The following is an 11,576-nucleotide window of genomic DNA, read 5'->3' as shown; positions in this document are numbered from 1 at the left end:
CGCCTGATTGGGTTGTAAAACATCTCGATATAATCAAACACATCGCTGCGGGCTTCGTCTCTTGTCGCGTAAATCCTGCGCTTGATCCGCTCCCGTTTGAGCAACTGGAAGAAACTCTCGGCGACAGCATTGTCGTGACAGTTGCCACGTCGGCTCATGCTGCAACTCAGGTTGTGGGCCTTCAGAAAGTCCTGCCATTCAGCACCGGTAAACTGGCTGCCCTATCCGAATGCACCAGTACCGGCTGCTTGGGCTTGCGCCGCCAGACGGCCATCAATAACGCATCAACCGCCAAGTCTGCCGTCATGCGTGACTTCATCGCCCAGCCGACGATCTGGCGAGAGAACAGGTCGAGCACCACCGCCAAGTACAGCCACCCTTCTTGAGTACGGATGTAGGTAATGTCAGTCACCCAGGAGAGGTTGGGGGCTGGCACCTTAAACTGACGTGCCAGCGTGTTTGGGGCAGCCTGCGGGCTCTTGCCTCCATAATGCCCCTTGCGGCGTTGATAGCCCGTTTGCGAACGCAGCCCTTCCCGCCTCATTAATTTGGCCACACGGTGCTTGCCGCAGGCTTCCCCTGCGTCACGAAGGTCGCGATGGATCTTGCGATAACCGTAGACAGCACCACTTTCCAGCCAGGATTGCTTGACCAATCCGGTCAGTCGTTCGTCCTCCTGCTGTCGTGGCGATGTAGGCTGTTTCAGCCACGCGTAGAAGCCACTTCGGTGAACCCCCAGGGTCTGGCACAGGGTAACGACACTGTACCGGTCGAGTCGGGAGGTTATGAACGCGTACCTTTCCTTGACTCGCTGGCAAAGTACGCGGCGGCCTCCTTTAGGATATTGCGCTCCTCGGTGACTTGGCGCAGTTCGGTTTTCAGACGGCGGATTTCGGCTTGCAAGGCAGACTCTTCTATCTGCTGGTCAGCAGGCTTACCGTACTGCTTGAGCCATGCATACAGGCTGTGGCTGGATACCCCGATGGCACGAGCAACGTCAGCCACCGGCCGCCCACGCTCGGTGATTTGTTTAACGGCTTCGATTTTGAATGTTTCTGGATAACGCTGACGGGTCATAACACCTCCAATAGTTGCCTCATTTTAAGGCTGTGAGGTGTCTAGGGAACTGGGGGCGATTCACATAGTTCAGGCGATGCCCAAGTACTCTTTCCCATCTCGTAGCATTCTATCGTCCATGCTCTCGCGTTTATTGGCTAAACCAAGAACCCTGAGCAACCTGAACTTTGACTATAAATGAACCAAATCTCAGACATATGTTATCTCCATGAACCTACCTCAGGGACTGCTTCGGCAGTCCCTTTTTCATTGGAGATCTTTATGGCTCATTTGATTGATTCCATGGCCTACACTGGCCAAACACCCTGGCATGGCCTCGGCAATGTCTTACCCCCACAGCAATCCCTGGACATCTGGCTGCAAGCTGCCGGGATGGACTGGACCATCGAGCAAAGCGATGTGCTGTATCAGGGCTCGCCTGACAATCCCATCCTGCACACCTACCCCGACAGCAAAGTGCTCTACCGCTCCGATACCTTGGCACCACTGTCGGTGGTCTCACAGCGCTACAACGTGGTACAGCCCCATGAGGTGCTGCACTTCTATCAAGATTTGGTGGAAGTAGGTGGTTTTGAGCTGGAGACCGCAGGCTCACTCAAAGGTGGGCGCAAACTCTGGGCTTTGGCCAAGACAGGCCAGGACCTGATGCTCAAAGGCGGTGATCTGGTGAAGTCCTATCTGCTGCTGGCGACCAGCTGTGATGGCACGCTCTGCACCACGGCTCAGTTCACCTCGGTGCGGGTAGTCTGCAACAACACCCTGCAAGTAGCTGTAGGTAACCAGTCCGCCGCCATCAAGGTACCGCACTCAACCCAGTTTGACGCAAATGCCGTGAAACAGGCGCTAGGGCTGGGGGTAAGTCAGTGGGATCATTTCGGCCTGCATGCTAAAGCGCTCAGCCAACGTCCAGTGGCACCTCAAGAGGCACTGCGCTTTTTCAGTGATCTGCTGGCACAGCCTTTAGATGAAGAGAGCATTGTACTCACCCGGCCTGTGCAGCGTTTGCATGAGCTCTACCAAGGGGCGGGAATGGGAGCAGAGTTGGCCAGTTCACACAACACCGCATGGGGATTGGTCAATGCGGTGACCGAGTATGTCGACCACCATCGCCGTACCCGCAGCCAGGATCATCGGCTGGATTCCGCCTGGTTTGGCCAAGGCGCCCTGCTCAAATCCCGTGCCCTGGCACAAGCCATCACCTTGCTGCAGTAGGAGAGCGCAACATGTCCGCATTGAACTATGGCGACCACCTTATCTCTCCACGCATCGGGTATGAGCACCACGGGATCTACGTGGGTAACAATATGGTGATCCACTACCAAGGCCCCTTTTCGGGACACGATGCCTGCCAGATTGTCCGCTCCAGGCTCAGCCAGTTTTCCCATGGAAATGACGTCCGGGTCAAGCAGCACCCCTATCGTCACTTCAGCAGGGAAGAGGCGGTTAATCGTGCCCGCCGTCGTCTGGGAGAGCGCAGCTACAATCTGCTGTTCAACAACTGCGAGCACTTTGTGCAGTGGTGTATTGAAGACCGGCATCACTCACCACAGGTCACCCGTGCCGCCCAAACGGTAATCGCCTCCCAGGTGGTGAAAACCTCGGTCGGCAAGCTGGCCTCCACGGCTGGAGCCGGGCTGACTGGCGCCTATGTCAGTAGCACTGCAGCGACGTCCACGGCGGCCTCACTGGTTGCGCTAGGGAGCGCGCCTGCCTGGGCACCAGTAGCCGTGGGTGTGGTCGCGGCTTACGGTGTTCACAAGCTGTGGGATTGGCTAACGGACTAACCGGCCAATCAGCGTCGTCATCATCTCCATCACCAGTTGCCGGTCATCATTACTCAGCGCTGCCAACTGCTGGCTGAGGATGATGGCCTGCTCTTGAGGGCGGGGGCTGGTTTCACGCAGCAAGTCCACCAGCTCACAGTCAAATATGTGAGCCAGTTCAGCCAATCGCACAATGGTGGGGACCACGACCCCACGCTCCATCCGCGATACCGCTTCTATCCCTATCTCTAACCGTTCAGCCACCGCCTCCTGGGTCAATCCACGCAGTTGGCGTTGGTGAGCAATCGCTTTACCCACCAGCTTGGCTAACACCTTTTGATTGATCTTTGTCATACGTCCTCCAAACCAACGGAAAGGTTGATAGCTAGAGCCATTGACATGAAGGACTCAAAAAGATGAGGATCGCCTTTTATGGTCGCATTCGGTTGGGTGTGGACGTTTTAAGTTGGATTAATCGAAACAAATAACAAGGAAATAAATATGAAAAAGTCACTGTTACTGCTTGCCATGCTGGCAGCCACTCAGCAGGCATATGCCCTCAGTGAGCCAGATAAGTATGGTGTATGGCGTGTTAATGATTACCCCATTCAAGGAGCCCAAAATTACAACATTTCGTTACAGGATGCTGTCACATTACCGGGAGGAGGAGACCGGCGGTTTGACCTCCAATTTACTATCGCCTGCAAACCAGGCACACCTGTCGTTGTGACATCAGATATCGATAACTCATCCACACCTGGGCTAATCATTGATGGCAAACGCTATGAAGACATTCAGAACCTTGGAGATAGCTTCAACACATTTTGGAATTCACTGCGTCAAGCCAAAACACTGAAGATGATCACTGGCAATGAGGAATTACCTTTACCAATCACAGGATTGGCAAAGGTGCTGCCGCCTATCGATAGCGCCAGTAATGTGTGCGTGACTAAAGAGAAGCCTGAGCCGGAGCAACCCACACCGACAAAAAATGAGTGGGGGAAATATGGTAACCCTTCCGAAGGCTATCACTATTTTGTCTACAACAGGGGAGACAGTTTCAGCATCGCGTGCCAACCGAACAAGCCAGCGGCGATCACCGCAAATGTTGGTGGCTACAGCAATCTCGGCAGTGCTCCTTACCTCAGCGACTTTGTATTCACTGTCGATGGCAAAGTGTTCATTGCGCACCAAGCCTTGAAGGAGAAAAAAGCTCTCGACACGCTTTGGAATGAGCTAAGAAAGGCAAAAGAACTTGATGTGTATCCAAATGGGAAGGGGGGACGTAAGTATTCATTTCCAACTGACCAGATCGCTGATGTCTTACCGGCCCCTGGCTCTGCAGGGTTCATCTGTCTGTCGGAAGCAGAACACAATGCCGCCGTACTTGATGATGACCTCGCCAACATCGAACCGTTGAAGGATGGGGATGTGCACCTGCGTAAACGCATCAATCCCTACTATCGCAAAACAACCTGGAACAAATACCTGCTCGATATCACCAGCCGCAGTAACCGGATGGTGATCACCGACCTCAAGATCAACCGGGGCAGTTGCACTATCGATCCGAAAGCCAAGCTGCCATTTCGAATGGGCTTTGGCGGCAAAGTGACGCTCTCTCTGCTGCCGGAAGACTGCAACCCCTTGGAGGTCACGGTGACCACACTCGGTGGCGAGCAGACGCTGTCGTTTGACCAATAACCCAACCCAGGGAGGCAACAGCCTCCCTGTTATTTTTAAAAGGTAACCACAATGAACCGACTTATCGCGCTGCTGGTGGCACTTGCCACCAGTGGTGTCGGGGCGGCAGAGGGAAATGGCTGGTCTCGCAGTTGGGGGCCGGGTACGCAGGCCAATTACACCGTCACCCTCGCAGGCACCACACTGCTCACCATCATCTGCCGTGATGATGCGCAGCTCACCATGTTGGCGACGGTGAACGGTCGTGATTATGGCAGCGACAGCAAACGTCAGTTTGCCTTGCTAGTGGACGGGCAACGCTACGACGCCCCTTACCGGCAAGGAGACTTCCCCACGCTCTGGGAAGCGCTTCGCAACGCAACGTCGGTGGCGCTATTGCTGCCGTCAAATCCGCCCATCGATTTGCCCACCAGCCACCTTGCAGAGGTACTGCCCGCCATCGGCACCCCGGATAACATCTGTATTGCGCCTGGGTCATTACAGGACTTCGGCACACCGTGACGATGGCTTACACCAACCATTGCAACCACACCCAGAGGGAGGCTGATGCCTCCCTCGTTTTATTGGATATGACAAGGAACGCTTATGACTATTCCCTTTTTCCGGGACGGCTTTGCCCTGCCCGTTGCACAAGCGCTGCTCGCGTTACTCAATCAGGAGGTCGCCCATATCGGCCTCAACCTCGAGCGCCTGACCCAACTCACCTTCAACTTTCGCAGCCCCACCTACAGCCCCGAGCAAGGAGGTGCTCACCCCGTTGAGATACGCCTGATACGTGGTCTAGATGGCTGGCTGTTCGATTACGTCACCGACTTCAGCTACCAGGGACTAGGTCAGGATGCAGAGCTCTGCAAGGAGCTCGATTTCAACTTCCTAGATGACGAACACTATTTGCAAGGATGGGGGCCTATCCAGCGCTCAGAGGCCCATGAGTTATTCACCCTGTGGCAGACCAACTTTGTTGCCTACTGCCGGATGGCGTACTTCACCGTTGAGGTCAGCGGGGATTAGGAGGTGTGCGATGACTAACGAACTGCCGCTCTCCCAGACCTCGCGCCAGTGGCTGGGGCTGGTCGCAGGCAAGGCCAAGATACAACCGAGCCACAGTGGCCAGCGCTGGTTACTACACCTCACTCCTGATAGCTCCCATGCCCGCACCGTTACGCTGCATCTGTGCTGGTCTGGCGTGCAGTGGCAACTGCTCTCCCTCACCAATGCCGAGGACTGGCGCACCATGAGCCAGCCCGTGGATGAAATCTGTGTGGACCCCACGCGTCGTTGTTTCTGGCGCAGCCAAGCAGGACCGGTTTCTCTCAGCGAGCAATCCCGTGTGTTGGCAAGTTTCCTGGCTGACCTGCAGCGTACCTGCACTCATCACGGTTATCGCGTGGAAAGTGACCCCTTACCCCAAGAGGAGGCTCACGATGCCCAAACATCCGATAGCCGTTGAGCTTGAAGCGATTAATCGAGAGGGAGAAACGCAGGTGGTACGTGACAGTGGCCTATCCGTGCAGGGCTACAGTGTCTACCTGCGAGCAGTGGAAGCCAGCGGTCTTGCCTTGGCCACCTGGGTGGCAGACTACGACACAATCGGCCCTGCCTATGAACTGGGAGAACGGCTGAGTTTGGCACTCGCTATCCCGTTCAACGTACTGGTCCCCGGACCACTGATACCGGTGCAGAGAGAAGCCATTGCTGTAGCAGGAAACTCAGCAGACCACTCCACGGCAAACTGAACACCACCACGGTTTCACCCCGACATGCTCCATGTGTGCCGGGGTTTTGTTTATTTGGAGACCCCATGCGTTACCACAAACTCAAAGCCGGGGAATGCCCCGGCACGTATGTCGTCACCGAACCGGTGACAGAGCAAGACCTGCTGCGTATCGCCAACCAGATTGCCCGTAAACGCCTGGCCAAAGGCACCGCCATTACCAGCACCACCGAGGCCGCAGAGCGACTGCAAACCCTGCTGCAAGACCGGGAGCATGAAGTGTTTGGCGCACTGTTCCTTGACTCCCAGCATCGCGTGCTGGCTTTTGAGGAGCTGTTTCGCGGCACCCTCGACAGCGCCAGCATCTACCCACGGGAGGTGGTCAAAAGGGCCTTACTGCTTTGCAGTGCCTCGATTATCGCGGTGCACAATCACCCCAGTGGTGACCCAGAACCCAGTCACTCTGACCGGGTCTTTACCCAAGCCCTCAAAGAGGCCTTGGCCCTGGTCGATGTGCGATTGCTCGACCATCTGGTGGTCGGTGCTGAGGGCGTGGTGTCATTGGCCGAAAGAGGCCAACTATGAACCAGACCCCAGGCAAAACCCACCTCACTGCCCTCGATATCCTCTTCGAGCTGCGCTGCTGGCTTGAAGATAACATTCAGATGCAAGCCGAGCCCGCTATCGTCGCTCATCTGCCCAATGGCTACCTGCTCACCCAAGCTGACTGTATCGAGGCTATCGATACGTTGCTGCATCAGCTGCGGCACTAATCAGGTCCAGAAGAGACAAGTACGATGCGATTACCTAATCCTTATTCTCTGGAGGAAACCCTCGAGAAGCTGCGCCATCGTCTGGCTGCCGCCTACAACGAAGATGCGCTGACGTTGCAGGAGAAGGCCGTCACCAAGGCCCGTGACGACGAGGGATATGCCAAGCAGATTGAAGAGACCTTGCAGCAGGGCTCCACCGTAGAGATACGCGAGTGCCTCAGCTGCTTTGGCGACTACTTCGAGCGCTCCCGAGACGCACCGCCCTATTACCCTCATCACGATGCCGTCAACGACATTGATTGTGCGCTCTACACCATCCTGTTTGATGTGGCTCTCCCCGACACACGCCAGGATCACCAATAACGAACCGTCGGTCGCCAAATAACAATAAGGCGGATCACGTTTCCACCCGATCACCCGGATCATCCGCACCAACACCATGATCCGGATATCCCGATATCACACAGCAAGGCCACCTCACTACAGGTGGCCTTTTGCATTTCAAGGAGTCATCCCCATGTCTGCTTTCATGATCGATCGCAAGGATTACCTAGCCTTTGCCGTTCAGTTACACCGCTTTTGCAATGCCCCGATGCCACCGCACTACACCCTTGAGTTACTACGCACCCGCTGGTGGTCCCCGCCAGCGGATGTCACCAGCACCTGGGCATGGCGGGTTGACAGATTGGTACGGCTGATGATGCTCGCCAACAGGCGGGCAGTCTGGCATCGCTATCAGCTGGGGCGCCAGCAAGAGCACAAGGGACCACGCCAGCATGGCTCGACCAAGCGGAACCCGTTTAAACCTGCCTATCGTTATCACCAGGCACCACTTACCGATGCCGAGCTGGTGGCGCTGTACAAATTCACCTGCTGCGCCCTGTACCAATCGAGCGAATGGAGTGGGAGTCCTGAGCAGGCACCTCGGTTAGTGAAGGTAATACAGCAGTTGCAACAGGCTCTCGCGCAAGACGTGCTGACCCGGCTTTCACTGTGGGACCAAGCCCCTTGGGGAGAGATGTGATGAATATATCCATCCCCCTGACCATGACGACTTCACCACCGGACGGTACAGCCCAGATAGCTCAACGTATCGCCGATGACATGGCACACCTGCATCACCGTCTAGGGGATGGGGTGAGCGATGAACTGGGCATCAGTATCAGCTATCTGGTCGAACAGTTTGCGCTGCTGGCAGCGGCTTACCGAGCACCTGCAGAAAGGGAGAAACAACAATGATTGAGTTCAACGACAGCTTTAGCCAAGCCGCCGTAGCGGAGGCCATGTGTGCCCATCTAGCACTTGCCAAGCTCATCAGTCAGCAGTTGATGCTGCCGGGCTTTGCCTATGCCCACGATGTGGAGGGGCGACGTATTGGCGGGCCACTGGTTGCCCCCAACCCGGTACTGCACAAGACCATGCTCTTTGTCAGCCCAAGGGATATGCGTGAACACCTGCCACGTGAGATTAACTTCGCCCGCTTTCGCTGCTCCTGTAATGCAGCGGGTCAACCGGTCGGCGAGTGGCAACGGGTGATTGTCGGAGCCTACGTCAACCACGGCAGTAACGACACGCCGGATTGGAGTAGTCACACCTGAGCCACGACCACCAGCACACACAAGACCTCTAACAGCCCCTAACACCGAGGGGCTGTTTGCATTTGAAGGAAACCCCATCATGCATGACTTACGTGATTACAAGACTCTATCCACCCGGCAGATAACCGCCGCTATTGGTCAGCTCAACCACAACACCGCGCCGAAGATAATGACCCACCTGGGATTGCGGGCTAGACAGCAGTACCCGCTCGGTAATGGCCGCAGCAGAGCCAAGGCCCTCAAGCTGCTGCGCCGGGTCAAGAAAACCCACAAGGCGGGCTGTATCCCGTTTGAGCTCACTGTGACGGGTTGCCGCATCGACCGGGGGAGCCATCAGGCTGACCGTTACTACTACGACCGGACGCTGCTGGCCCAGGGCTGGCAGCAATACGACACCGAGGAAGACGCCTGGTACTTCGGTATCTGGATTCACACCGAAAATCTGGAGACCTTTACCTACGCCGAGGGGGATACCAGTCATGTAATTGCACCGAACGTCGAGGCGTTTCGTGCTGAATTAGCGCGGCTCTACCAGTACCACCCGCAAGCCCCGGCGTTTATCAGTATCGACCCGGAAGCGGGCGTTGTAACCCGCCACTTTGAAGCCAAGCCGGAGGTGTGAAATGGCGAAAAACATCACCATCAGAGTGCCTGGTAAACATCCGCAAACTGGCGAGCTCACCACCTTCGAGCTCAAGGGCCAGCGCATGGATATCAACATCGGCGGGCAGGCCGTGCCCTTCCTCATTCACGGGAGGGGTATAGGGACGTCGCTCACCCATATCCCGAGCGGCTATCGCATCGCGCTGCTCGGTGGCTGGCTGACCGCTCGTTACGCAATCCCTGAGAATAAGCCCAGCAGAACGGCCTGCGCCCGGATGGCCATCGACCGACTGGTAGCCCAGTACGGCTCGCGACACCTGCTGGACCGACTCAACTGCAAGCCGGTTATCAATGAGACGGCTGACTGCGCTCGTTGACGCCCCACAGTCTCGCTCATCCACAAACAACATAAAGGGCCAGCCCTCACAGGCTGGCCCTTTGCATTATTGGAGTCACCGAACATGACCCGTCTTATCACCGGACTCGAGGTGCATCGCTATGCCCCCGAGCTCAACAAGCTACACCTGCGCAACCGCCAGACGTTACCCGCTCCCGGCATCACCACCATCAAAGAGGCCAAAGCGCGCCTTTTTGGTCGCTGGCAGCCGGGGCATCAGGTGACTATCACCGTGAGCCATCCCGACTACGTCAATCTCTCCCGGCTCTACCGAGGACGACTGACAAACCTGACCGAACTCCCTGAGTATCTGACCAGATTGCGACAGCGCCACAACGTGCCAGGCTCTCGTATCGACATTCAAATGAGGTATCGCTAATCATGACCACGACCCTCCCCACATGCTCTGCCACACACCATCCAGAACTCCAGACTCTCACACCGCTCCCCAGCATTTGCTGGGGTCTGCCGCGTGATATCTCCCCACGCTTTGGCGCTCGTCTGATACAGAGCCGCTACCAACTCGATTTTCTACCCGATCGAGCCAGTCTGATAGGTGACTGGAGTGTGGTGCTGATAGCCAAACTCGACCGGGCTTTCCCGGAGATCATCAAAGCTCTGGAAGCCAAGCTGCTGACCGGCGAACTAGATGCCCAACGCCAGCACTGCATCACTATCCAGCACGGCGGCTTTACCTGCGAAGCCGATACCCTTGGCAGCTACGGCTATGTATACTTGGCCATTTACCCAACGACGATCATGGACGCCAATCCTGACCGCAAGGCGTGACCACCGATCCGCTTGTGGTAACATTTCTCAACCTACTCGTCCGTGATAAGTGGGTCGGTCGTGGGGAAGGCCAATTCATGGCCTTCCCTTTGTTTTGGTGACTCTGTTTGTTTTGGTGACTCTGTTTTTTTGAGGTTGCTCCCAGTGACCTCGATACCAACTGGCTCCAGCAGTGGTGCTGTGGCAAGATACCCACCCATTTTGTCTCGCTCCGGTTACCCAATGAAAGAACCTCTGCCCAGCTACGAAGCCATGATGCCTGCTGTGCTCAAGGTATTGGCCGATGGTGCTGCCCGCTCTTTGCGCGAGGTATTCGAACGGGTTTGCCAGCACTATGCTTTTACCCCTGAGCAGTTGGCTGATACCTTGCCAAGTGGCCGCCAAACCACGCTGCGTAGCCGGGTCGGCTGGGCCAAGACCTATCTGGTCAAGGCTGGGCTCATCGAGCAACCCAAGCGGGGCGTCTGCCTTATTACCGAACGGGGTAAGGCAGCTTTGGCATCGGGCCAGACCATCGACAACCACTATCTGGCTCAGTTCAGGGAGTTCGTGACCTTTACTCTGGCGTCCAGTGAAAGCACAGGTAAGCTGCCACAAGGCACAACCGATGCCGCGGACGAGCCACATAACGTGCAAGCCAGTACACCACAAGAGCAAATTGAGCAAGCGCTGGCCGCCATCAATCAATCCCTTGCCGATGACCTGCTTGCCGAGATCCTTGGCCTTTCCCCTCGCTTCTTCGAACAGCTGGTCGTCGATCTGATGGTGGCCATGGGCTATGGCGGCAACCAGCAAGATGCTGCCCGCACCACTCGCTACAGCAGCGATGGCGGGATTGACGGCATCATCAAGGAAGACCGATTGGGGCTCGACTCCATCTACCTGCAAGCCAAGCGCTACACCGACAAAACCGTCGGGCGTCCCGAGCTCCAATCCTTCGCAGGAGCCCTGGATCTGCACAAGGCCCGCAAGGGAGTCTTTATAACCACCTCCTGCTTTAGCCGTGAGGCGCATGAATATGTGGGGTGGATTGAGAAACGTATCGTGCTGATTGACGGCGCGCATCTGGCCGCCCTGATGATTGAATATGGGGTTGGCGTCACCATTCGCCAGACCCTTACCATTAAAACCCTGGATTCAGATTACTTTTTGGAAGACTAA

Annotated in this window: 19 protein-coding genes and 1 pseudogene; 18 read left to right on the top strand and 2 right to left on the bottom strand. The window is 56.2% G+C overall.

What is annotated here, in order from left to right:
* Window positions 1–1,077 (bottom strand): annotated as a pseudogene (locus AB5Z09_RS17355) (IS3 family transposase); the annotation flags it as partial.
* 261 nt (window positions 1,078–1,338) lie between these two features.
* Here AB5Z09_RS17355 and AB5Z09_RS17350 point away from each other — a divergent pair.
* Window positions 1,339–2,289, top strand: coding sequence for a DUF932 domain-containing protein (locus AB5Z09_RS17350; protein WP_368195823.1), 951 nt, complete (start codon window positions 1,339–1,341; stop codon window positions 2,287–2,289).
* Between the two features lie 11 nt (window positions 2,290–2,300).
* Window positions 2,301–2,861, top strand: a complete 561-nt coding sequence (locus AB5Z09_RS17345) for a lecithin retinol acyltransferase family protein (RefSeq protein ID WP_368195822.1) — start codon at window positions 2,301–2,303, stop codon at window positions 2,859–2,861.
* On the opposite strand, the gene AB5Z09_RS17340 is transcribed toward AB5Z09_RS17345, so the two are convergent.
* The gene (locus tag AB5Z09_RS17340; protein WP_075115759.1) at window positions 2,850–3,194 is read right to left on the bottom strand and encodes a helix-turn-helix domain-containing protein; all 345 of its coding nucleotides are present in this window, start codon (window positions 3,192–3,194) and stop codon (window positions 2,850–2,852) included. The two genes, AB5Z09_RS17345 and AB5Z09_RS17340, sit on opposite strands and share 12 nt — an antisense overlap.
* A 147-nt stretch (window positions 3,195–3,341) precedes the next feature.
* On the opposite strand from AB5Z09_RS17340, the gene AB5Z09_RS17335 reads away from it, so the two are divergent.
* The 16 genes from AB5Z09_RS17335 to AB5Z09_RS17260 all read left to right on the top strand — a co-directional run bounded on the left by AB5Z09_RS17335 (window position 3,342) and on the right by AB5Z09_RS17260 (window position 11,576).
* Window positions 3,342–4,541 (top strand): hypothetical protein, encoded by a 1,200-nt coding sequence (locus AB5Z09_RS17335; RefSeq protein WP_139749883.1) that lies wholly within the window; start codon window positions 3,342–3,344, stop codon window positions 4,539–4,541.
* A 51-nt stretch (window positions 4,542–4,592) separates the two neighbouring features.
* Window positions 4,593–5,042 (top strand): hypothetical protein, encoded by a 450-nt coding sequence (locus tag AB5Z09_RS17330; RefSeq protein ID WP_252212003.1) that lies wholly within the window; start codon window positions 4,593–4,595, stop codon window positions 5,040–5,042.
* An 84-nt stretch (window positions 5,043–5,126) separates the two neighbouring features.
* On the top strand, window positions 5,127–5,552 hold the full coding sequence (locus AB5Z09_RS17325; RefSeq protein WP_139749881.1) for a DUF2787 domain-containing protein: 426 nt from the start codon (window positions 5,127–5,129) through the stop codon (window positions 5,550–5,552).
* Between the two features lie 10 nt (window positions 5,553–5,562).
* Window positions 5,563–5,991, top strand: coding sequence for a hypothetical protein (locus AB5Z09_RS17320; protein WP_368195821.1), 429 nt, complete (start codon window positions 5,563–5,565; stop codon window positions 5,989–5,991).
* Window positions 5,966–6,277, top strand: a complete 312-nt coding sequence (locus AB5Z09_RS17315; RefSeq protein ID WP_368195820.1) for a hypothetical protein — start codon at window positions 5,966–5,968, stop codon at window positions 6,275–6,277. The genes AB5Z09_RS17320 and AB5Z09_RS17315 overlap by 26 nt, the downstream gene beginning before the upstream one ends.
* Window positions 6,278–6,342: 65 nt before the next feature.
* Window positions 6,343–6,840, top strand: a complete 498-nt coding sequence (radC, locus tag AB5Z09_RS17310) for a DNA repair protein RadC (protein ID WP_198089390.1) — start codon at window positions 6,343–6,345, stop codon at window positions 6,838–6,840.
* Window positions 6,837–7,028 (top strand): hypothetical protein, encoded by a 192-nt coding sequence (locus AB5Z09_RS17305; protein ID WP_064337736.1) that lies wholly within the window; start codon window positions 6,837–6,839, stop codon window positions 7,026–7,028. Before radC ends, AB5Z09_RS17305 begins: the two co-directional genes overlap by 4 nt.
* A 24-nt stretch (window positions 7,029–7,052) precedes the next feature.
* Window positions 7,053–7,391, top strand: a complete 339-nt coding sequence (locus AB5Z09_RS17300; protein WP_368195819.1) for a hypothetical protein — start codon at window positions 7,053–7,055, stop codon at window positions 7,389–7,391.
* 154 nt (window positions 7,392–7,545) lie between these two features.
* Entirely contained in the window at window positions 7,546–8,052 is a 507-nt protein-coding gene (locus tag AB5Z09_RS17295) for a hypothetical protein (protein WP_368195818.1), read from the top strand.
* Window positions 8,052–8,267, top strand: a complete 216-nt coding sequence (locus AB5Z09_RS17290) for a hypothetical protein (protein WP_368195817.1) — start codon at window positions 8,052–8,054, stop codon at window positions 8,265–8,267. The genes AB5Z09_RS17295 and AB5Z09_RS17290 overlap by 1 nt, the downstream gene beginning before the upstream one ends.
* The gene (locus AB5Z09_RS17285; RefSeq protein WP_368195816.1) at window positions 8,264–8,626 is read left to right on the top strand and encodes a hypothetical protein; all 363 of its coding nucleotides are present in this window, start codon (window positions 8,264–8,266) and stop codon (window positions 8,624–8,626) included. The genes AB5Z09_RS17290 and AB5Z09_RS17285 overlap by 4 nt, the downstream gene beginning before the upstream one ends.
* 79 nt (window positions 8,627–8,705) lie before the next feature.
* Window positions 8,706–9,248, top strand: a complete 543-nt coding sequence (locus AB5Z09_RS17280) for a hypothetical protein (RefSeq protein WP_368195815.1) — start codon at window positions 8,706–8,708, stop codon at window positions 9,246–9,248.
* Between the two features lies 1 nt (window position 9,249).
* A complete protein-coding gene (locus AB5Z09_RS17275; RefSeq protein ID WP_368195814.1) occupies window positions 9,250–9,606 on the top strand; it encodes a hypothetical protein in 357 nt (118 codons plus the stop codon).
* A gap of 84 nt (window positions 9,607–9,690) precedes the next feature.
* The gene (locus AB5Z09_RS17270; RefSeq protein ID WP_139749871.1) at window positions 9,691–10,005 is read left to right on the top strand and encodes a hypothetical protein; all 315 of its coding nucleotides are present in this window, start codon (window positions 9,691–9,693) and stop codon (window positions 10,003–10,005) included.
* Window positions 10,006–10,007: 2 nt separating this feature from the next.
* Entirely contained in the window at window positions 10,008–10,415 is a 408-nt protein-coding gene (locus AB5Z09_RS17265) for a type IV toxin-antitoxin system YeeU family antitoxin (RefSeq protein WP_368195813.1), read from the top strand.
* 222 nt (window positions 10,416–10,637) lie between these two features.
* Window positions 10,638–11,576 (top strand): restriction endonuclease, encoded by a 939-nt coding sequence (locus AB5Z09_RS17260; protein ID WP_368195812.1) that lies wholly within the window; start codon window positions 10,638–10,640, stop codon window positions 11,574–11,576.

It is taken from the genome of Aeromonas sp. R2-2 (genome assembly GCF_040908355.1).
Classification (GTDB): domain Bacteria; phylum Pseudomonadota; class Gammaproteobacteria; order Enterobacterales; family Aeromonadaceae; genus Aeromonas; species Aeromonas veronii.
The sequence above is the reverse complement of the archived record's forward strand: the minus strand, read 5'-3'. Positions and strand labels throughout refer to the sequence as shown.

Bases quoted from the DNA above. Each gene is read 5' to 3' on its own strand.
- AB5Z09_RS17285 (WP_368195816.1), top strand. From the start codon at position 8,264: ATGATTGAGTTCAACGACAGCTTTAGCCAAGCCGCCGTAGCGGAGGCC.
- AB5Z09_RS17345 (WP_368195822.1), top strand. From the start codon at position 2,301: ATGTCCGCATTGAACTATGGCGACCACCTTATCTCTCCACGCATCGGG.
- AB5Z09_RS17340 (WP_075115759.1), bottom strand. From the start codon at position 3,194: ATGACAAAGATCAATCAAAAGGTGTTAGCCAAGCTGGTGGGTAAAGCG.
- AB5Z09_RS17280 (WP_368195815.1), top strand. From the start codon at position 8,706: ATGCATGACTTACGTGATTACAAGACTCTATCCACCCGGCAGATAACC.
- AB5Z09_RS17305 (WP_064337736.1), top strand. From the start codon at position 6,837: ATGAACCAGACCCCAGGCAAAACCCACCTCACTGCCCTCGATATCCTC.
- AB5Z09_RS17350 (WP_368195823.1), top strand. From the start codon at position 1,339: ATGGCTCATTTGATTGATTCCATGGCCTACACTGGCCAAACACCCTGG.
- AB5Z09_RS17295 (WP_368195818.1), top strand. From the start codon at position 7,546: ATGTCTGCTTTCATGATCGATCGCAAGGATTACCTAGCCTTTGCCGTT.
- AB5Z09_RS17265 (WP_368195813.1), top strand. From the start codon at position 10,008: ATGACCACGACCCTCCCCACATGCTCTGCCACACACCATCCAGAACTC.
- AB5Z09_RS17260 (WP_368195812.1), top strand. From the start codon at position 10,638: ATGAAAGAACCTCTGCCCAGCTACGAAGCCATGATGCCTGCTGTGCTC.
- radC (WP_198089390.1), top strand. From the start codon at position 6,343: ATGCGTTACCACAAACTCAAAGCCGGGGAATGCCCCGGCACGTATGTC.
- AB5Z09_RS17335 (WP_139749883.1), top strand. From the start codon at position 3,342: ATGAAAAAGTCACTGTTACTGCTTGCCATGCTGGCAGCCACTCAGCAG.
- AB5Z09_RS17315 (WP_368195820.1), top strand. From the start codon at position 5,966: ATGCCCAAACATCCGATAGCCGTTGAGCTTGAAGCGATTAATCGAGAG.
- AB5Z09_RS17330 (WP_252212003.1), top strand. From the start codon at position 4,593: ATGAACCGACTTATCGCGCTGCTGGTGGCACTTGCCACCAGTGGTGTC.
- AB5Z09_RS17290 (WP_368195817.1), top strand. From the start codon at position 8,052: ATGAATATATCCATCCCCCTGACCATGACGACTTCACCACCGGACGGT.
- AB5Z09_RS17270 (WP_139749871.1), top strand. From the start codon at position 9,691: ATGACCCGTCTTATCACCGGACTCGAGGTGCATCGCTATGCCCCCGAG.
- AB5Z09_RS17275 (WP_368195814.1), top strand. From the start codon at position 9,250: ATGGCGAAAAACATCACCATCAGAGTGCCTGGTAAACATCCGCAAACT.
- AB5Z09_RS17320 (WP_368195821.1), top strand. From the start codon at position 5,563: ATGACTAACGAACTGCCGCTCTCCCAGACCTCGCGCCAGTGGCTGGGG.
- AB5Z09_RS17325 (WP_139749881.1), top strand. From the start codon at position 5,127: ATGACTATTCCCTTTTTCCGGGACGGCTTTGCCCTGCCCGTTGCACAA.
- AB5Z09_RS17300 (WP_368195819.1), top strand. From the start codon at position 7,053: ATGCGATTACCTAATCCTTATTCTCTGGAGGAAACCCTCGAGAAGCTG.